The sequence below is a fragment of the Halobacteriovorax sp. CON-3 genome, assembly GCF_043196995.1.
In the GTDB taxonomy this organism is placed as follows: domain Bacteria; phylum Bdellovibrionota; class Bacteriovoracia; order Bacteriovoracales; family Bacteriovoracaceae; genus Halobacteriovorax_A.
On sequence record NZ_JBEBNA010000002.1, the window covers coordinates 302652 to 322042 of the forward strand.

Annotated in this window: 18 protein-coding genes; 8 read left to right on the forward strand and 10 right to left on the reverse strand. The window is 37.2% G+C overall.

From position 1 onward, the window contains the following. Window positions 1-22 precede the first annotated feature (22 nt). The 3 genes from ABMA72_RS12125 to cysK all read left to right on the forward strand — a co-directional run bounded on the left by ABMA72_RS12125 (window position 23) and on the right by cysK (window position 2795). The gene (locus tag ABMA72_RS12125; protein ID WP_393057265.1) at window positions 23-946 is read left to right on the forward strand and encodes a S1 family peptidase; all 924 of its coding nucleotides are present in this window, start codon (window positions 23-25) and stop codon (window positions 944-946) included. Between the two features lie 99 nt (window positions 947-1045). Continuing rightward, on the forward strand, window positions 1046-1882 hold the full coding sequence (gene epsC / locus ABMA72_RS12130; protein WP_393057267.1) for a serine O-acetyltransferase EpsC: 837 nt from the start codon (window positions 1046-1048) through the stop codon (window positions 1880-1882). Continuing rightward, window positions 1872-2795 carry a cysteine synthase A gene (cysK, locus tag ABMA72_RS12135; RefSeq protein ID WP_392858580.1) on the forward strand — a complete coding sequence of 308 codons (924 nt, stop codon included), beginning with the start codon at window positions 1872-1874 and terminating at the stop codon, window positions 2793-2795. The genes epsC and cysK overlap by 11 nt, the downstream gene beginning before the upstream one ends. Here the strand turns inward: cysK and ABMA72_RS12140 are convergent. The 6 genes from ABMA72_RS12140 to ABMA72_RS12165 are packed head-to-tail and all read right to left on the reverse strand — an operon-like array spanning window position 2787 to window position 7942. Continuing rightward, on the reverse strand, window positions 2787-3596 hold the full coding sequence (locus ABMA72_RS12140; RefSeq protein ID WP_392858582.1) for a TatD family hydrolase: 810 nt from the start codon (window positions 3594-3596) through the stop codon (window positions 2787-2789). The genes cysK and ABMA72_RS12140 overlap by 9 nt on opposite strands. After that, window positions 3596-4747 carry a thioredoxin domain-containing protein gene (locus ABMA72_RS12145; protein WP_393057269.1) on the reverse strand — a complete coding sequence of 384 codons (1152 nt, stop codon included), beginning with the start codon at window positions 4745-4747 and terminating at the stop codon, window positions 3596-3598. Before ABMA72_RS12145 ends, ABMA72_RS12140 begins: the two co-directional genes overlap by 1 nt. 3 nt (window positions 4748-4750) lie before the next feature. Beyond that, window positions 4751-5335, reverse strand: a complete 585-nt coding sequence (locus ABMA72_RS12150; RefSeq protein WP_392858586.1) for a polyphenol oxidase family protein — start codon at window positions 5333-5335, stop codon at window positions 4751-4753. Window positions 5336-5337: 2 nt separating this feature from the next. Further along, on the reverse strand, window positions 5338-6309 hold the full coding sequence (locus tag ABMA72_RS12155) for an RluA family pseudouridine synthase (RefSeq protein ID WP_392858587.1): 972 nt from the start codon (window positions 6307-6309) through the stop codon (window positions 5338-5340). Between the two features lie 6 nt (window positions 6310-6315). Continuing rightward, entirely contained in the window at window positions 6316-6957 is a 642-nt protein-coding gene (locus tag ABMA72_RS12160) for a helix-turn-helix domain-containing protein (protein WP_392858589.1), read from the reverse strand. 19 nt (window positions 6958-6976) lie between these two features. Continuing rightward, a complete protein-coding gene (locus tag ABMA72_RS12165) occupies window positions 6977-7942 on the reverse strand; it encodes a P-loop NTPase (protein WP_392858590.1) in 966 nt (321 codons plus the stop codon). A gap of 104 nt (window positions 7943-8046) precedes the next feature. Between ABMA72_RS12165 and ABMA72_RS12170 the strand changes: the two genes are divergently transcribed. Continuing rightward, entirely contained in the window at window positions 8047-8688 is a 642-nt protein-coding gene (locus tag ABMA72_RS12170) for a diacylglycerol/polyprenol kinase family protein (protein ID WP_392858591.1), read from the forward strand. Here ABMA72_RS12170 and ABMA72_RS12175 read toward each other — a convergent pair. Then, window positions 8685-9371 (reverse strand): LON peptidase substrate-binding domain-containing protein, encoded by a 687-nt coding sequence (locus ABMA72_RS12175; RefSeq protein WP_392858592.1) that lies wholly within the window; start codon window positions 9369-9371, stop codon window positions 8685-8687. The two genes, ABMA72_RS12170 and ABMA72_RS12175, sit on opposite strands and share 4 nt — an antisense overlap. A 99-nt stretch (window positions 9372-9470) precedes the next feature. Between ABMA72_RS12175 and ABMA72_RS12180 the strand changes: the two genes are divergently transcribed. Further along, window positions 9471-10370: a type I phosphomannose isomerase catalytic subunit gene (locus ABMA72_RS12180; RefSeq protein WP_393057271.1), complete on the forward strand. Its 900-nt coding sequence runs from the start codon at window positions 9471-9473 to the stop codon at window positions 10368-10370. Here the strand turns inward: ABMA72_RS12180 and ABMA72_RS12185 are convergent. Together ABMA72_RS12185 and ABMA72_RS12190 are read right to left on the reverse strand one after the other, a co-directional pair. Beyond that, the gene (locus ABMA72_RS12185; protein ID WP_392858596.1) at window positions 10367-10699 is read right to left on the reverse strand and encodes a hypothetical protein; all 333 of its coding nucleotides are present in this window, start codon (window positions 10697-10699) and stop codon (window positions 10367-10369) included. The two genes, ABMA72_RS12180 and ABMA72_RS12185, sit on opposite strands and share 4 nt — an antisense overlap. Window positions 10700-10816: 117 nt before the next feature. Further along, window positions 10817-11068 carry a DUF5522 domain-containing protein gene (locus ABMA72_RS12190; protein ID WP_393057273.1) on the reverse strand — a complete coding sequence of 84 codons (252 nt, stop codon included), beginning with the start codon at window positions 11066-11068 and terminating at the stop codon, window positions 10817-10819. A 225-nt stretch (window positions 11069-11293) separates the two neighbouring features. On the opposite strand from ABMA72_RS12190, the gene ABMA72_RS12195 reads away from it, so the two are divergent. Beyond that, window positions 11294-12955, forward strand: a complete 1662-nt coding sequence (locus ABMA72_RS12195; protein ID WP_392858600.1) for a long-chain-fatty-acid--CoA ligase — start codon at window positions 11294-11296, stop codon at window positions 12953-12955. Between the two features lie 45 nt (window positions 12956-13000). On the opposite strand, the gene ABMA72_RS12200 is transcribed toward ABMA72_RS12195, so the two are convergent. Next, window positions 13001-13546 (reverse strand): hypothetical protein, encoded by a 546-nt coding sequence (locus ABMA72_RS12200; protein WP_393057275.1) that lies wholly within the window; start codon window positions 13544-13546, stop codon window positions 13001-13003. An 11-nt stretch (window positions 13547-13557) separates the two neighbouring features. On the opposite strand from ABMA72_RS12200, the gene ABMA72_RS12205 reads away from it, so the two are divergent. Then, complete coding sequence (locus ABMA72_RS12205; protein WP_393057276.1) at window positions 13558-14664, forward strand: BamA/TamA family outer membrane protein; 1107 nt, start codon at window positions 13558-13560, stop codon at window positions 14662-14664. Between the two features lie 119 nt (window positions 14665-14783). After that, complete coding sequence (locus ABMA72_RS12210; RefSeq protein WP_392858606.1) at window positions 14784-19391, forward strand: hypothetical protein; 4608 nt, start codon at window positions 14784-14786, stop codon at window positions 19389-19391.

Consider the following 19391-nt stretch of genomic DNA (forward strand, 5'->3'; position numbering starts at 1 on the left):
ACTGATTATGCTATGAAGTGTCATGCTAAAATATGTAATGATCCTTTGCGTTGTTTTCTCTAGCTCTTGCTTTGCAATTGTTGGGGGTGAAGCTGTGAGCAAAGGTGAATATCAGAGCGTCGTGGCCCTCGTTAGGCTTGGGCGCCCATTTTGTACAGGGGTTGCCCTTACTCCAATGCATATCCTTACGGCAGCTCATTGTCTTGAGAATAAGAACTTCAAATCAATTCGCGTCTACCTAGGTGAAGGTAAGTCTATGACTGCCTCAACGAGAGAGAATCTTGATGCCCAATATAGCGTCACAGGAATAGAATTACACCCGAGCTTAAAATTTAAATACCCAAATGGGCCGCTGGCCGATCTGGCAAGTTTGAAAACAGTTGATCTTGCTGTTGTGACTGTTGATATGCCTTTGAAAGTTAAAAAGTTTTATTCTCTTCTTACTGACCCAAGAGAAGTGCTGGCCAAGATTATTCCTGGTGCAGTGACAACAGCTGTTGGATTTGGCTACACAGGCGAAATCGGCTTTATGCCAATGGACTCAGCTCATGCCAATATTATTTATGGGCAAAAGAGGGTGGCCGATATCCCGATCTTCGAAGCATTCTTTAATGAAATCGATATGAGAAATAAGCAAACTGATACTTGCTATATCGATAGTGGTGGACCGGTTTTTGTTGATGTTAATGGAGAAAAAAAGATTGCGGCCGTTGTTTCTGCTTCCTTTGGTTTTTGTGCTGAAGGAAAATACGCGACTTTATATTCTTTGGCCTATCACTCTGCCTGTTGGCTTAAGAAGGTTACAGGAATCTCTGATGAGTTTACTGACTTCCACTGTGGGCGAAATATTAAAATTGCTCAAGAGTGCTTTGGCATTAAAAACGAAAAAGACCTCTTAAGTTGTGCTGATAAATACTCAGATGAAATTCTTCGAAGCTACCGATAGTCATACAAATCAATGACTTACAATCTAGTCTTATTTTATTAACCATTTATAAAGAAATATGTGAATTAAGTCTCCTTAACTGCGTGTTATAATTGCGCGATGGAAACGATAAAGAAGCTTTACGAGCATAAGAAGAAAGTTTGTCATGACACAGAAATAAAGCCTGAGATGATTGAGGATTTTGTTGAAGAGGCCCTCAATATAATTTTACCAGGTTCTGTCAGAATGCAATTTCTTAATTATGAAGACTTTGAGTTGTATTTCAATCGTCATCTTATTAGTGCAGATCAAATTTTAAATCACTTAAAGCTCGATACAGATGCTAGGGCAAAGCTTATTGAAAGCTACAGTCTAGAATTATTAACACTTGCAAAGAAGATTGAAGTTGATGCGACAGCGCTCTTAGAAGGAGATCCAGCAGCAAAAAATATCTGTGAAGTTGTTCTATGCTATCCCGGACTCTTTGCCATTACCTCTTATCGATTGGCCCACTTCTTTTATGGAAAATCTTTAACAATCTTTCCTCGCATGATTGCAGAATACGCCCATAATAAAACAGGAATCGATATTCATCCTGGAGCTAAAATTGGGGAGTCATTCTTTATTGATCACGGAACAGGCGTTGTTATTGGGGAAACCGCAATCATCGGAAATCGTGTAAAGATTTATCAAGGGGTAACCCTCGGAGCTTTATCCGTCAGTAAGGAATTAGAGAATACGAAACGCCATCCTACAATTGAAGATGATTGCGTGATCTATGCACATGCAACAATTCTTGGAGGAAAGACGGTAATAGGTGAAGGCTCAACGATTGGTGGGAATGTTTGGCTAACACAAAGTGTGAAGAAAAAATCAATTGTTTATCATAAAAGCGAAGTTCACTTAGATGTGAAGGATCGACAATTTAGTACCGAGGAGCTTACCTATGAAATTTAATAATATTTTGGATACCGTTGGAAATACACCTCTCGTAAAAATCAATCGTCTCTTTCCCGAGGCCAATAAGAAAAATATTACAATCTATGCAAAGCTTGAACGTGCTAACCCTGGCGGCTCAATTAAGGATCGTATTGCAAAACGAATGATTGAAGATGCCCAAAAGAAAGGCTTAGTCAAAGAAGGAACAGTTATCGTTGAACCAACATCTGGGAATACTGGAGTAGGGCTGGCCATGGCCTGTGCAGTTCTTGGTTATCGACTTATCATCACAATGCCAGAGAGTATGAGCTTAGAGAGAAGGCGTTTGATGGCCCTATTTGGAGCTGAGCTTGTTCTTACTCCCAAAGAGAAGGGAATGAAGGGAGCAATAGAGAAGGCCCAGGAGATTTGTGAGCAAGAGTCTAACTCGTGGATGCCAATGCAATTTGATAACCCTTCAAATGTTGATGTACACCGAGATACAACAGCAAAGGAAATCTTAGAGGATATCGATGGAAAGATTGATTATCTTATAACTGGAGTTGGAACAGGTGGACATATCACTGGTGTTTCAGAGGTTTTAAAAGAGAAGTTTAGTGCTTTAAAAGTTATTGCGGTGGAACCAAGTGATTCACCAGTTCTATCGGGTGGTGATCCAGGACCTCACCCAATTCAAGGAATAGGTGCAGGTTTTGTTCCTAGTGTTCTTAATCGTGAGCTATTGGATGAAGTGGTCACAATAACAAAAGATGAAGCTTTTGAATTTGCTAGAAGTGCAGCACGCTTAGAAGGAATTCTTTTGGGGATTTCAAGTGGAGCGTCTTTAGCGGCGGTTGATAAGAAAATCAGTGAGATGCCAGAGGGCTCAACTGTGCTAACTTTTTGCTACGACACAGGTGAGCGCTATCTATCAACTGAAGGATTATTTTAATTTAAAGAATAGATTTTCGGCGTTGCTATTGGCAACGTCGATTAATTTTTGAGCATCTATTTCTTTATGAGTTGCAATGAAGTCTGCAACACAAGGAAGATAGAATGGGGCGTTCTCACGTCCTCTAAAAGGTACTGGAGTCAGATACGGAGAGTCTGTTTCAAGAAGCATCTGCTCAATAGGAACGATATCTAGGACATCGCGAACATTTCCAGCATTCTTAAAAGTCACAATTCCGTTAAATCCGATGTGAAACCCTTCGCTTAAACAAAACTCTGCAAGCTCGATTCCCGAAGTGAAAGAGTGGATGACGCCCTTTCTTTTAAGCGTTGTTGAGAAGTTCTTCAAGATGGCCTTTGTGTCTTCATCCGCTTCACGAGTATGAATAACAACTGGTAGATCATTATCACATGCAATTTGTAATTGTTTTTCAAAGGCCTCTTTTTGAATCGTAGGATCTGAAAACTCATAGTAGTAATCAAGTCCAATCTCTCCAACAGCAACAATCTTAGGGTTAGTTAAACTTTCTTCAATTTCTTGATAAGTTTCTTGTGTAATATGCTTGGCCTCATGAGGGTGTATCCCTTGAGTACCATAGACGATTTCATTGGCCGTGAGCTCTCTGACTTTTTTAAGATTGTCAGGAGAGACCGCAATTGTCACAACTTTATTAACACCATATTCTTGGCATTTTTCTAGAGTATCAATTAATTCTTGGCCTTTGAGGTAGTCGAGATGACAGTGGGTCTCGATCGGACCCACTGCATATTTAGGAATAATTCTTTCTTTTTTTTTACTCATTAGTTCTTAGCTTTATGTTCTTTTAGAAGGTGATCCATAATTGCAGTATAGTCACTTAATGGCCTTACACCTTCAATCTTTACACCATTAATTAGCTGAGTTGGTGTTGATTGTACATTAAAAGAATTGGCCTGAGCGATCATATCCACAACGGCCTGCTTTGTTTCAGGCTTTGCCATACACTCAGTTACTCCAAACTCTTTTCCTTTGTTGCTAATCCATTCAGCAGTTAGGCTTGATTGGTTCTCAAAAATTGCATCATGCACTGATTTAAATTTCTGAGGTCCTACACAGCTTGCAAGGTAAGCAGCTTCACAAGCTAGCTGGTGAAGAGGTCCGCTCATTCCAGCATTACAGTTGTGATCAAGTGGATAGAAGTAGTATTGAATATTGATTTTACCTTCGTACTTCTTTTCAATTGTTGGAAGAACTAGGTTAAGTGCATTACACGCTGGACACTGAAAGTCTGAGAAGACTGACATTTGAATTGGTGCATCTTTAAAATCCTCCGAAGAAGAAGCGAGACGGTAAGGTGAAGCTTTTTCTGGAGTTCCTAAGTTATTTAGATTCTTAAACATAGCAACGATTTGTGCATTTCTTGCAGTCGAGTTTTCAACTTTTGAATTTGTAAAACCATAGGCTACAGAACCACTAATAACCATAGAGATAGCAGCAGTTACAAAGAATTTCGCATCAAAATCACGATCTGCTTTGTACTGAAACATCATGGCCAGACCAAGCCAAGAAGCGACATAGTAAAGTGTACAGAATGGACATAGAGTTCCCAGCATTACTAAAGAATAGATAAATAGGATAAGACATCCAATACCGTTTAGGAGAAGTAGAAGAAATAAACTTCCTTCAGCTCTTTTACTATCAACCATATAAAAAAGCATTATCATGGCACCCATAACAATTCCAAAAATTGAAATAGGAACACCAGCAATATTTGATAGAGGTGAAAGAGTCGCAGCATCACATGTTAAGAATGAATTAATATTACATGCAGAGGCCGAACCAAAACCTACAGGGAATTTAACTTGGTAGTAGTGGTTTGTTAGATAAATAGAGAGGATAAACATTGCAAGACCTGCAACGAAGAATAAAACTCTCTTGTTAAAACTTAGGCGATTTAAAAAACTATCAGTCATATTTTAATTCCTTTTTAAAATATTATAATTTCTCTTAGTTGTTTGATTTCTTCTAAAGCTATTATAGTTGAGATTTGCAAATGTGCATATATTGGTAGATATGACATGTGCTTTTGGGAAATTATTTGAAATTTGTACCCTAATTTCCATCTCTAAGCTGAACGTTAACTTGCCTTCTATCACGGCAAAAGCTTGGGAGTTAGGAAAATTTTGTTTAAATTCTTCGCTAACCTCATAATTTACAGCACTTATGTGTGGACCAATCAGGATAATTTCAGGTTCAATCTTTTTAATTTCGTCGTTTAGGATAATTTGATCAGCTAGGCCACGCCAACCAGCATGGATATTTGCGACTCCTGATTTACCAATAATTACTATGGGTAAGCAATCAGCGGTCTTTATCGCTAGTGGGCGATCGAGCTGGAGCTCAGACGTTATTGCATCAGCTTCATTATCATTGGAAGCAGGAGCATTGACCACAATAGAGGAATGGATTTGCTTCACTTCATCAAATTCAAAATCAGGTCGATCATCATAAACTTCAAAGAGATAATCTGAAATTTTCTTTTGATAAAGTAGCTTTGCCAAATCTACTCCGATTCCGACTCAAGAAAGTCGAGGACTTCTTGAAAGATTGGTGGAGGTGGTTCTTCGAAATATAATTTTTCTTTCGTAATAGGGTGAGTGAAGCCAAGAATTTTTGCATGTAAAAAAGGATGCTCATAATCTTTGATAATAGCCCTAAGTCGGTTATCAACTCGTAAGAGATCATTCTTGGGCACACCATAAAGAGGGTCCATAAGAATAGGAGCATTGAGAAGCTGACTCAGGTGAACACGAATTTGATGTGTACGTCCTGTTTCAAGCTTAAGCTCAACATGGCTTAGATTTTGGTAATACTTTAGTACTTTATAATTAGTGATAGAGTTCTTGCCTGTGCGCACATTCACCGCCATTTTTAAACGATTATTTGGATGACGTCCGATAGTAGACTCTAATCTTCCTTCTGGAGCAAGCTTTGTGCTTACACTGATACATTCATAGTAGCGATCAATATCATGGGCCTGAAAGAGTTTTACAAGCTCTTCGTGACACTTTTGATTTTTTGCCACAACCATAACACCACTCGTTCCCTTATCAAGACGGTGAACAATCCCTGGACGCTTCTCATCGCCAACACCTTGAATGTCTTTACAGTGATGAAGGATTGCGTTGACAAGAGTTCCTGTGTAATTTCCTGGCGCAGGGTGAGTCACCATTCCAACAGGCTTTACGACAATAGCTAGATGCTCGTCTTCAAATAAAATCTTAAGTGGAATATTCTCTGCTTTTGCAGTGGACTCTCTTGGGGGAGGTATATCAACAAGAACTTCTGTACCTACGGCAGGCATTTTCTTTAGTTCAATTTTTACATTAGAAGTAATGGAGCCTTTTTTAAAAAGCTCCTTTAAGAAACTTCGTGATTGCTCAAGCTTACTAGCAAGGACTTGATCGAGTCGAGTAAACTCATCATGGTCTTCTTGGGTGATCTTAATAACAAACTTAGAATTTTGATCACTCATGACAATTTAATTGCCTTCCTTTAAAGCTTTAACTCTTTGAAGGTATGAGTTAGCTACTAGATCAGGATTTAGCTTTAAGACTTTTGCATATTGGTAGACGAATCCTCTAACGTAAACGATAGCAGGCATCTTATCAACTTCTTCATTTTCAATATATTGTAAAAATGTTTTTGAAATCTTTGTCATATCAGACATGCGACTAACATCAACTTTTTTGTATTCGCGAACTTTCTTAAGGAATTCACCAGTGTACTCACTACATTGTTCAATTTCTTTTTCAAACTCCGCGTTCTGTTCATACTCTAGGCCGTAGCGTTTCTTGGCCACGAGACGATTCATCTGATTTGTCACTTTAATCGTATTTTCATCTTCAGGCTTTGTTGTTGCAACGTAATTTGTATCATCTTCAATAACAATTCCACGTGCTTGATTGTACTTTTTTCTCTTCGTTGGGTTGCTTAGAATATTATAAGCTTCCTCGATAAGCTCAAGTACTTTATGTGCCTCTTCTTCTGATAGGAGAGAATAAATGGCAAGACTGTCACCACTATATGCAGTTCTTGCTGCTGTATACGCTTTTTGAATCTCATCGGCCGAAGCATTAGGTGCAACTTCTAAAACCTCATAATAGTTCTTCTCTTTACTCATTTATTCCTCATTAAATTAATTAAACAATTTTCTTCGTTAGATTTAAAATACGATTAATAACGTGCTCAAAATTCTTTACAAGTGCTGAATTTGGGAACTCTAGAATGAGAGGTCTCTTTTTCTTTACACTTTGCCAAACCGTTGCATCGTATTCAAGAAATCCAACGTAATCTAAGTTGATACCGAAGTACTTCTTAGAAATGATTCTCATAGCAAAACCAATATCAATATCGGCCTGCGTTCTTGCCTGATTGATAACTAGTTTTGGAGTAATGGCCTCGATTTCTCTCTTTAATTTTAGGCCTTGTGCTTCATTGATTTGCATGGCCTTTTCAATAATTTCAGATGGAGTGCGGTTTTCACCAACTTTTCCATTTAGAACTTTCTCAATAAGTGGCCCTAGCTCTAAGAAGTCATCAACCGACTGAAGTTTGCGGTGGTAGATTGACTTGATAAAGCGATAAGTATTCTCAATTGAGGTTGGCTCAGGAAGAGTTACTAAGATACCTTGATCAGCTCCTAAGAAGAAATCTAAAGTATTATTAGTTGTTCCCGCTCCGAGGTCGAGAAGAATATAATCGGCATCTAATTCACGAAGATCATTTAAAACTTTTGATTTATGAGCGGCCTTAAGATTGGCCATTCCTAAATTATCCTGTGCCCCACTAATTAAGCTTAAATTCTTAAGAGGAGTAGGAGTGATTAGATCTGAAAGTTTTGTATTTGGTTTAGTGAAGTAGTCACTTAAAGTTTTCGATGGAACACTTACCCCAAGGCATGTGTGAAGGTTTGCACCTCCAAGGTCCATATCAATGGCAATTACCTTCATTCCCATTAGGGCAAGGCAAATCGATAAGTTTGACGTAACAAGACTTTTTCCTACGCCACCTTTTCCGCCACCAATGGCCCAAATTTTCTTGCCATTGTTTGATGCACCTAGATATTGGCCAGCATCTGCTAAATGTGAATTTGTACTATTATTCAAAATACGTCCTTGTATTACTTGCTTAACTTTCCATCATTATAGCCAAAATTAAAAAGCCTCGAAAAGGTCTTTATTTTATTTTTCTAAAATTATATATTGTTGTAATGGAAAGTATTTATAGATTCCCAAGTAAGTTTGAACCACACTTATTAAGAAAGTTAGTTCATGTTTTTGCAGGATTGGGAATTGCCTCAATTTATCTTCTGTCTAATCTTGATTCTCATAAGTTTTCAATAGTTGTTCTTGGAGCAAGTGCTTTATTTACACTAGTTGAAATTCTTCGCTTGAAGTTTGATGGAATTAATCAGGTATTCATTAACTCTTGTCGTGGGGTTCTAAGAGATACTGAGATTAATAGCTTTACAGGTACGCCTTTCTTTCTTCTAGGTATTGGACTTTCTTTCTTTTTCTTTGATGAACAAATTGCACTCTTAGCAACAATCATTCTTTCACTAGCAGACCCTGCATCTTCATTTGTGGGGATTCGTTATGGAAGAAGAAAAGTAATGCAAGATCGAACTTTTGAGGGATCGTATGCATGTTTTTTAACGACATTTTTAATTGTGGCAATATATGGGCTTATGTATTTTCCACTAAGCTTGAAAATTATTATCTTTGCTTTCTTTACAGCTATTGCAACGGCCTTTATTGAATTATTGTCTACTCGAGTAGATGATAACTTCACGCTTTCATTCTTTAGTGCATGTGCAATGGCCTTAATTAATATTCTTGTGGCCCTTGTTTAATTGGCCTGCTTTAGCTGAAGTTTTTCACTAACAAATTCTTCAAAGGCCTGTGCCACGATAGGGTCTTCATGAAAGATATGTTCATCTGTTATCAGAGAATTTAAAATTTTAATTTTATCATTGATATTATCTTGTTCTAAGAGAAGCTGTCTTATTTGACGGCTCTTGATAATAAAAGTGGCAACATAATTGATAATTTGATCGGGCTTATTAAGGGTTTCAATAAAGTAGTCGCGATCTTGATCATTTGGAATATTAATATCTAGCCAATTGTAGAGAATACTTTCAAGGCGATAGAATTCATCAATATTACTCATGACACATTCATCATCTTTTAAAATCGTTACATTATACATCGGGTAGGGGTTAGATTGCGTTGGGTAATTAACTTTGCACTTTCCTATACAACGTACCAACACCTTGAGTGTATTTCCATCCACTCTTTCAATCATAAGAGGTTGTCCAATACCAAAGACTTCACATGGGTATGCGAAGTAGGTTTCAAAATCTTTTTCCATGGCCAGAGATATCCCAACGGGATTTCCTGCACAAGTGGCCTCTTCAAAAATGTCTTGAAAAATATCATCGACAACATAAAGAGGGAGGGATGTTCCCGGGAAAAAAACTATATTGGGAAGAGTGATTACTGGAATTTCGATACGTTCAGGGAAGTTTAAAGTCATGTTTTATCATAGCTTTTATAGGCATTTGAAGCATATTAAACCTTATTAAAATAGGTAAATCTTCTTTGCTCATGCTGGAAAGTACGATAGCATAGCACTATGATTTTAAAGCAAATTCCACATTTAGTTACCACAGTATGGGGTGGCGAAAAGTTAAAGAAATATAAAGACCCTGAGGGTTCGTTTGATGGCCCATTAGGTGAAACATGGGAAGTTTCAACTTTAGAAAATGGACTTTCTCTTTGTGAAAATGGCCAAAGCCTCGAAGAAGTTCTCGAAGGCAAGGTCCTTACTTATTTAATTAAATTTATCGACACGAGTAAGAACTTATCGATACAAGTTCACCCTGATAATGAATACGCTCATATCCACGAAGATGCTCTTGGAAAAGATGAGTGTTGGTATATTCTAGATGCTGATGATGATGCTGGAATTTATCTTGGCCTAAAAGAAGGGGTCACTAAAGATCGATTACAAGAGGCCATTGAAAGAGGTGAGAATGTTAATGAGCTTTTGAATTTCATTAATGTTCAAAAGGGAGACTTCTTTAATATTCCGGCCGGTTCAATTCATGCTATTGGTGAGGGAGTTACACTTGTAGAAGTTCAGCAAAACTCAGGTGTGACTTATCGTGTTTGGGATTGGAATCGCATGGGCCTTGACGGAAAGCCTCGTGAGCTCCATGTAAAAAAGGCCATGGATGTAATTAACTTCAAACCAAGTGCTAATGAGTTAGAGCATTTTCAATATAAGAACCTTGAAAAAAGCGGTTTGCTAACAAGTAATAACTACTTCAATGCAAGAGTAAAAGTACTTGGAGCAGGAGACGAAAGTGTCCTTTCTCTAAACGGAATTAGTTCGATTGTTGTTTTAGAAGGTACTTGTGAAATTGATGATACTGAAATTAAAGAGTATGAGTCGGCAGTGGTAAAGGATATTGAGTCCGCTATCTTGAAGGCAACAACGGACTCTAAGGTTTTAGTCGTTAAACAAGTTTAGATAATATTACAGCTTAGTGGGTATGTTACTTCGTGCCCATTCTTAGTACGAATAGAGATATAAGTATTCATCTCATTTGAATTCGTCACATCATCAAAGTGAATTTGATATTTTTGGCCAGCAAGTTGGTAGTGCTTTGTTACTGAGTTTCCAACTTTGTGTGTGCGTCCAATTAGGGCCTGGGCAGGAGTACGACCTTCTACTTGAATCTGATTTCCCTTTAAATTGAATTCAATATTCTTGCGCATTGTAGAGCATTTAAAGTTAACAGAAGCCTGAGCTGATAGTGTGAATGCTAGCGAAAGTGCGATTAAGCTAAGTAGTTTCATATTCCCTCCAAGATTTAGACACTGTCTTAGGTGCAGGAATAATGCCAATTATTTAAATGTGATATCAGGGGTTTAGGTAGGGTTAGAAGGTAAAATAATTTTGCAATTGTCTAATTTTTATTCGAAATCCTTGAGGTAGTACTCTGCTAGATCCTCATCTGAGACTTCTTCTTTTAAATCCTGCTTTCTAAGTTCGAGAGGAATACTACTTGAATCATCATCAGCTTTCTCATTGAACTCAAATGGGCAATGAAGGCAGCCGCTCTCACAGCAGTAACCACGACGTAGATGAAACTCTTTTGTGAAGACAGTATTACCATCTTCATTTATATAGAAATCTTTTTTTGAATCGTCGTGAGAGTTAGTCATAGGCTCTAAATAAGTAAGGCCCCTAATTCAGGGGGCCTAAAGTGTGTGTGGTGTTTTGCAAAACGGTCACTCTTATATCTAATAAAATTTATTACATCAAGGAAATTTTCAAATACATTCACTATAATGCAACACGCATACAGATTGCGTATTGTAAGTAGCTAAAAATTAAAATACAATAAAATCTAGACTAAATTTATTAATGGTAACAAATGGAGCTGTCCTGTGACTAAACCTTGGCTTAAGCACTACCAAAATGGTGTTGCTGAAGAAATTAATCCTGAATTATATCCTTCAATTCCAGCATTATTAGATGAAAGCTTTGCAAAATTTGCTGATAAGCCATCTTTCCACTGTATGGGAAAGACTCTAACTTATAAAGAAATCGATCATCTTTCTAAGAAGTTTGCTTCTTATTTACAAAATGATCTAGGGCTTAAAAAAGGTGACCGTGTCGCAATCATGATGCCTAATATTCTTCAGTATCCAGTTGCTCTTTTTGGAATTCTTCGTGCTGGTATGGTTTGTGTAAACGTAAACCCACTTTATACAGCAAGAGAACTTGAGCATCAGTTAACTGATTCACAGTCTAAAGTAATTATTATTTTTGAAAACTCGGCTTCTGTTCTTGCTGAAGTTGTAAAGAACACACCAATTGAGCACGTTCTAGTAACTCAGATTGGTGATATGCTTAAGTTTCCAAAGTCACTACTTGTAAACTTTGTTATTAAGCACGTTAAGAAGATGGTACCAAATTGGGATCTTCCTGGAGCAAAGTCTTTCCTTGAGGCCCTTGATAAAGGCGATGAATCTAAATTTAAGAAACCTGAAATTAATAGTTCTGATCTAGCATTCCTTCAGTACACAGGTGGAACGACTGGTGTTTCTAAAGGTGCAGAGCTTATTCACAGAAATATCGTGGCCAACTTACTACAAGCAGGTGAGTGGGTTTCTCCAGTTGTTAAAGAAGGTGAAGAGATTATTATCACTCCTCTTCCGCTGTATCATATCTTCTCACTAACAGCGAACTGCTTTACGTTCTCTAAAATTGGAGCGCTAAATGTTCTAATTACTAACCCAAGAGATATTCCTGGATTCATTAAAGAACTTAAGAAGTGGGACTTTACTGCCCTTACAGGTGTTAACACTCTCTTTAATGGACTTTTAAATAACGAAGATTTTAAAACTGTTGATTTCTCATCACTAAAACTAACTCTTGGTGGTGGGATGGCCGTTCAACGTGCCGTTGCTGAAAGATGGAAAGAAGTTACAAAAACACCATTAATTGAAGCATATGGTTTAACTGAAACATCTCCTGCCGCTTGTATCAATCCACTAGATCTTAAAGATTACAATGGAATGATCGGTCTTCCTGTTTCTTCAACAGATGTTTGTATTAAAGACGACGATGGAAATACATTAAATGCAGGTGAAGTTGGTGAGATCTGTATTAAAGGTCCACAGGTAATGAAAGGTTACTGGGGACGTCCTGAAGAAACTGCAAAAGTTATGACTGAAGATGGATTCTTCAAGTCTGGTGATATCGGTGTTATGGATGAAGATGGCTTCTTTAAAATCGTTGACCGTAAAAAAGATATGATCCTTGTTTCAGGATTCAATGTTTATCCAAACGAAATCGAAGAGATTATTGTAACTCACCCTAAAGTTTTTGAATGTGCTGCTGTTGGTGTACCACATGAGAAGTCGGGTGAGATTGTAAAACTATTTGTTGTTAAAAATGATCAGTCCCTAACAGAAGAAGAATTGATGGCCTTCTGTAAAGAGAACCTAACAGGTTATAAGAGACCGAAGATTATTGAATTTAGAACAGAACTTCCTAAGTCAAATGTTGGGAAGATTCTAAGAAAAGATCTAAGAGGCCAGTAACCTCATGAAAATAAAAAGGGAGCTAGTAAGCTCCCTTTTTTTATTCTATAACTTTAAATTTTTTAATTGTTTAATTGTATCTTGATTATAAAGATTAATTCTCAACGTCGAATAAGCAGCGTCTTTCACAACTGCATCCACATACTCTTTCTTAGTCGCACCAGTTAGAGCATCTGTCATATCTTTCGGATGCTTAACTTTCTTAAAAGCCGCTGGATTTAATCCAATAAGAAGATGAAGACGATTGATATCATCGTCAGTCATTGGTTTGTGAAATTTCTTTGTAAGCCCAACTTTTGACTTAAGCTTTAGAAATTCATAATTCGTATTGTAGAAAAGAGTGAAGACAACTGGAAGGCATGCACTATCACAGCCTGTTGTTGTATCCACGTCACGGATAAAGCCAAGCTTCTTTCCATCTTTGTCATAAGCAATTTGAATCGTCGTATTGATTGGATTGTCACTAATCGAATCGACAACACTCACTTTCTTAAGCTTTGTGGCCCTAGGAAAGACCGATTGGTAGAAATTAATATTATTTGCAAAAGAAAAGGAGAATGATAAAAATAAAATAAAAACTATCTTAAACATAGGCATCCCCAATGAGATTTTTATTACTAGCGTTAATTCTACTTCATTCTATGACTTTTGCGCAAAAAGTGCAACGAGACGTGAAAGCAACGTCTGGACTTGATGATAAGCAATTTGTCATTGTGCCGGGCCCATCATATATGCCAAGTACTAAGCTTGGGCTTGATCTAATTGGAATGTATCTCTTTGATGCAAATGACGGAAAGTACAAGGACAACTTAAGGCCAGTACCACCTTCAATAATTGGTGCATTTGGAAAGATTACAACAAATGGAACGGCCATGGGTGCTATTGGAACTAAGCTTCACTTAGGTGAAGATAAGTGGCGACTAACAGGTGGGTATCTTGAAGGAAATATTCTAAGTCAGATGTTTCAAGCTGACCTTGAACGCTTTCTTGATACTTCAAATAAAATTCGAGCTGTTGTCGTTAACGTTAATCGAAGAGTGTGGAAGGATTTATTTATTGGTGGAGGGATTATTTGGAATGAGGTTATTTTTAAGGCCGATATAAATCCTGCAAATTATGCGAGCAATACTGGATTAAAATTTAATCTTTTTTACGATAGTCGCGACAATACCTTTTCACCAACAAGTGGATTCTATTTAAATACGCGTACAAATTTCTATCGTGAGAATCTTGGTGGAGATGACAATATTACAACTCTTGAGGCGACGCTATCGCAGTATATTTCGCTTGCTGGAAATTCTAATCATCTCTTTTCTTGGCTCTTTGATTCAAGTTTCAATCTTGGTGATACGAACCCAAACTATAATTATAACTACGGCTCACGTGGCCCTCGCGGATACACTGGCAAAGTTTATGAGGGTGCGAATATGATCCGTTTTGAAGGTGAGTATAAGCATTATTTTGAATCCATTATGAATGGAAAATTTGGCGTTGCTGGTTTTGCGGGGGTAGGATTTGTCTTTGGGGGAGAATCACGAGTTGGAAATGAAATTCCATCAGATCTTTTTGAAGCAGACCCATTAGCTCATATTGGAACAGGAATTCGCTACAAGGTTCTTCCTAAGCAAAACCTTAATTCCCGTGTAGACATCGCCTACGGTCGAGAAAAAGAATTTACGATGTACTTTGCCTTGAATGAGGCCATTTGATCAAATCACATGAAGTAGACACTATGTTCACTTTTTAGACACCATGTAATACTGTAAGTGCATGAAATTATTGTTGTTTTGTACCTGTTAGTTGGCACTGTGATTGCAGTATATAGGGCATGAAACTTAAAAAGCTAATCTCATTCATTATTATTTCTCTATGTTCATTCCAAATGGCGTTTGCTCAGACGATCGAAAATACAAGATCTGTGGCAAGTGTTTATGACCTGGCCGAAACTCTGGCAGAGCTAAAAGAGATTAAGAAGAATCTTCGTGGTAGCGTTTCAAGCGATCTATCTGAAGAAGAAATGGCGCAAATTGCACAAGGCTTTCAAGCTCAAAGCGCTCAAGAGTCACAAGGTGAAGCTGAGTTTCAAACTGAATTCATTACATTTCTTGATTCAATTAAGAAGAACTCATGTGGTGTAAAAGATTACCAAGAAGAGCAAAAACAAGTAGAAGCAAAGAAAGTTACAAGAGGAGATAATCTATTCTCAAGTATTGCTGCAGTTATTGCTGAAGTTGAAGTTGATGAAAAACTAAATCGTAAACAAAATAGAAAAATCGATACTTATTCGGCCCAAGCTCTAAAGTTCTTTTCAAGAGCGAAGTCACTAAAGACTAAGATTGAAGATATTATCAATAATACAAATGAAGCTTATGCAGATAAAGAAGAGCTACTTCTTACTTACAATGATTCTATCGTTAAGGGCCTATATGACATTAAGGTAATTCTATCTCCATTTAGAAATATGTCGGCCATTAATATGAATGAGATTCTACCTAAGCTTACGACAGACTTCATTGAAGAGGATACAGAGCTATACAACTTTCTGATTCACGGTGAAATGAAGGATAAGATTTTCTTTACTGTAGATATTGATGGAAGTGATGTTGAGTTAAAGCTTAATACATTCCTAAACTCTAAAAGAGATGTTGTTACAATTAATGAATCACCAAGTGCAAAGAACTACTTACGTGCTCTTAGAATCCTTACGATTCAAATGATGGCAACTCAAATTAAAAATTATGACCTAATGATCGAGTCTAAAGAAGATAAGATCGTTATTCCAAAAAGTTGTCGTAGTGAAGTTAATGGTTCATGGCCACACCTTTTAGAACTTAAGGTTGATGAGTCTGTTGCAAAAACATACTTAGATAACCTTATTAAGAACTCAGGGCTTTCATATGATGAAGGTAATCTAGAGCTTATGAGTGTTAGGGAAGCTGAGGAGCTAAACCCTCTAGCTGAGACAATGGTTGCTTCTACTTCAGTTGAAAACTTCCTAAGAGCGGCAAAAGGTAAGGAAGGAACTAATTTTTACCAAAAATTTCTAAAGGCTGGCTTTGACGAAGTTAATGCATATAATAAATTTGTTGATATGAAGATGGGTGAAGTTGCTCAGGCGTATAAGAAAAATATCTATTCTTATGAGAGAGGATCAAGAACAAGAAAGTCTAAAGAGGTAACGACTAAGGATATCGCTCTTATTAATGATATCATTGCTGTTGTTCCAGAATCAAAAACAATTGAAGTTGATATTTATGAAGGTGATCAGAAGTATGTTGAAAATATTTATCCTTCAGCAATTAATGCTTCTCCATACCTTGCATCAAAAATGGCCCAGGCCAGAACTGAGAACTTAGAAGATATTATTAGTGACTCAATCAAAAATGAACTTAAGAAGAATAGAGTTGTTATTGAATTTCCATCTTTATACTCTCAAGAAGCTTACCGTAACTGGGGACTTAATACTCTTTATCAGAAGGCGCTAGAGCTTCAAGATGAAGAAGAGTTTAAAGTAGGTTCACGTCATAATAATATGCTATTCGGTTTTTGTTATAGAAACCCAGCTCAGCTTTGTAAGGGACTATCAAGAAAATCAAATGTTCTTAACAGAGTTGTAAGTTATATCGATTCTTTAAAGATTGATGGAAAATTTATTCCTGTTGCTCGTCTGGATCAAGCAAAGGTTAAGGAGAGTTATGTAACTCTTGCAAAGGTATTTGATTACCTAAGAACAGGACCAAAAGCTTTTCCTGAGCTAGTAACAAATGAGTACGATTATTTATTAGATCAAATGCAGGCGCTAAACCCTCTAGCAAAAGTGAGACTAGGTTATCTTGTCGCTCGTGAGGAGCTTCAAAATATTAGAGATGGTCGAGTTAAGACATATAAGAAAACTTCTCGTGGAATGAGAGTTGATTATAGCTATAAGTGTTTTAATAACAACATGAATGCTTACCTTGAGAATCTTGAAGAAGCCGCAGAGATCCTTAAAGTGAACCGTAGTATCAGACCTAACTTTCTAACTAGTGAGTTAAAGAAAGATGAGTATAAGAGACTATGGAATACAATCTTTGATGAGTTTAACAAAGATACGACTCAAATTATGACAGCAGAGCTTAACTCAGGAAAGAAAGCGTTTGAACTAATCGATTCTTTATCGAATAAGGTAACTTTAGAGCGTAATCAAATTGAAGATGCTGCAAATGAAACAATTGAAGGGCGCCTACTGTATCAAACAACAGAAGATATTAGTGCTCGTCTACAAGAAGAAGATGTTGAAAAAATCGCTTTTTATAAAGAGATCTTAGCAGCTAAGTCACATACAGAAAGAGCGGAAATCTTTGATTCTCGTCCAGGTAGTATTGATATCTTTGATGACTATGAATTAGTGCATAACTTTTTAAAGCTAAATATGGATCTTAAGACTCCAGTATATAAAGAGATTTTAAAGAGATCAGCTCTTAAGCGTCAGCAAGATACTTATAAGAAGATGAATAAATTTTGCCAAATTGATGAAGACGATATTGATAGTCTTAAAGAGAACTTTTATGCAACAGTTAAAATTCAAGACCAGCTTAATCAGCTTCTTGGAATTCCTGCTGTTCCAAAAGAGTTAATGGACAGAATGGATGATTGGAATAGCGATGAAAAGTGGGCCATGTTTAATGGTGTATTTGGATTCCTACTTGGTATGGGAGCTGTTCTAGCTGCTGGTTCATGTACAATCGTTACTGGTGGACTATGTGGACTAGCTATCGCTGGTGCTGGTGCCGTCGGATTTGGTATGCAAGCAAATGCAATTCGCTTAGAAACAAAAGTAAAGTTTCGTGCTGATAGAAGTGAAGAATATGTAGGTGAAATGGCCGATCTTGGCTTCACTGATTCAAACTCTACTGAGAATGTTGCAAGAGGGTGGATGGCCGTGGCATTTGAAGTTATTGGAACAATCTCAATGATTTCAATCCTGACAAGAAGTGTTTCAGTTGGTTCAAAAATCTTCAAAGAATCACTGAAGGCCATTGTAAAGAATCGTTCACAACTAGGAATTAAAGAAGCATTAAAACAATCTGGAAAAGATGCTTCTGTTATCGTTAATGAATCAGAAGTTGAATTTGCAAAACTAGTTCTAGGACTTAAAAAATATAGTGATGTATTTAAGAAAATGCTTTCTTCTAAGTCGATGGATGATATCGCTGAGAATTTAAGAAACCTAGATTTAGATGAAGAGTTCGTTGAGAAAACTCTTAAGAAAATGGATCGTATTGAAGCTAATTATACAGCTGGAAAGCTATCTCAGACGAGTTATAACAAAGCAATTAAGAATATTGTTGCAAGTGTTGAAGAAGCAATCACTCGCTCACATGGTGGAATCTATCGTTATACAAGTGATGTTGCTGTTAACTTAAATTACTCTCAAGTAGATGAGGCCCTTGGAAATACTGTTTCAAAACTTTTTAATGGTAGCCCACTAGAGCTAAGACACTATATGGGAAGCTATGTGAAGAGGCTTAATGCTTCTAAACTAAGCAACTCTTCAAAAGCTGCACGCTCAAAACTAAGAGTGAGAAAAGCAGACCAGGGTCAATATATGACTGGGACAAACTGGATTGTTCGTGCTTGGAATGAGAATACTGCAAACCTTGCTAAGAACCGTCGTCAGTTCCTTAAGATCTATGATGAACTACAAAGACTTCCTGAAGCAGAATTAGCTGATTATATTGCTAAGAATGCAGATGTATTAACTGAGATTTTTGTGAAGATTCCTCTAAGAAAAAGAGACTTCCCTTATATGCTAATTCAAGGTGCTCCTCACACTGGTGGGTTCTTTGGAAAAAGACTTCCTGTGATCTCAGCTGTTGGAGAAGGTGTATTAATGAGAAAGATCTTTACTGCACGTGCAAGACTGATCTCTGAAGTTGCTCGTCGCTCAGCTCGTGAGACTCTTGGAATGAAGAAAGTTCTTATGGCCGAGACTGTAGGTGATCTATACCGTGGACTTGAAGTATCTGTTCTTGAGGCACTTCCAAAGATGACTAAAAAAGAAGTTACTGAAGTTGAAACGATGATTGCGACAGTAAAAGAGAAGGCAATTTCAGGTATTATTAGAAATTTAGAAAGTGATCGCGCTACTGTTAAGTTTATGAATAAGTACGGTGTAAGCTTTGATGGCCTTACTCCTGATCAAACATTTTCAGAGCTGAATAGAATTCTTTATTCTCCAAATGGAACTATTGAGAACACTTTATCTCGCTACCTATGGGCAAGTGCTGATGTTGAAGGACTATTTAAGGCACCTGAGTTTTCGGGACTAGCTTATAAAGTTATGAGAGATACAATTGAAAAAGAAAATATTGGAAGCTTACAACGCTACCTAAATGCTCTCAAAGTTCTACAAATTAAGGACAATGGAACACTTGGTAGCGTCGAAATTTTTTAG

Coding starts and splice junctions, on each gene's coding strand:
- cysK (WP_392858580.1), top strand. CDS start 1,872: ATGAAATTTAATAATATTTTGGATACCGTTGGAAATACACCTCTCGTA.
- ABMA72_RS12145 (WP_393057269.1), bottom strand. CDS start 4,747: ATGACTGATAGTTTTTTAAATCGCCTAAGTTTTAACAAGAGAGTTTTA.
- ABMA72_RS12185 (WP_392858596.1), bottom strand. CDS start 10,699: ATGAAACTACTTAGCTTAATCGCACTTTCGCTAGCATTCACACTATCA.
- ABMA72_RS12180 (WP_393057271.1), top strand. CDS start 9,471: ATGATTTTAAAGCAAATTCCACATTTAGTTACCACAGTATGGGGTGGC.
- ABMA72_RS12140 (WP_392858582.1), bottom strand. CDS start 3,596: ATGAGTAAAAAAAAAGAAAGAATTATTCCTAAATATGCAGTGGGTCCG.
- ABMA72_RS12200 (WP_393057275.1), bottom strand. CDS start 13,546: ATGTTTAAGATAGTTTTTATTTTATTTTTATCATTCTCCTTTTCTTTT.
- epsC (WP_393057267.1), top strand. CDS start 1,046: ATGGAAACGATAAAGAAGCTTTACGAGCATAAGAAGAAAGTTTGTCAT.
- ABMA72_RS12205 (WP_393057276.1), top strand. CDS start 13,558: ATGAGATTTTTATTACTAGCGTTAATTCTACTTCATTCTATGACTTTT.
- ABMA72_RS12175 (WP_392858592.1), bottom strand. CDS start 9,371: ATGACTTTAAACTTCCCTGAACGTATCGAAATTCCAGTAATCACTCTT.
- ABMA72_RS12125 (WP_393057265.1), top strand. CDS start 23: ATGCTAAAATATGTAATGATCCTTTGCGTTGTTTTCTCTAGCTCTTGC.
- ABMA72_RS12155 (WP_392858587.1), bottom strand. CDS start 6,309: ATGAGTGATCAAAATTCTAAGTTTGTTATTAAGATCACCCAAGAAGAC.
- ABMA72_RS12170 (WP_392858591.1), top strand. CDS start 8,047: ATGGAAAGTATTTATAGATTCCCAAGTAAGTTTGAACCACACTTATTA.
- ABMA72_RS12160 (WP_392858589.1), bottom strand. CDS start 6,957: ATGAGTAAAGAGAAGAACTATTATGAGGTTTTAGAAGTTGCACCTAAT.
- ABMA72_RS12210 (WP_392858606.1), top strand. CDS start 14,784: ATGAAACTTAAAAAGCTAATCTCATTCATTATTATTTCTCTATGTTCA.
- ABMA72_RS12190 (WP_393057273.1), bottom strand. CDS start 11,068: ATGACTAACTCTCACGACGATTCAAAAAAAGATTTCTATATAAATGAA.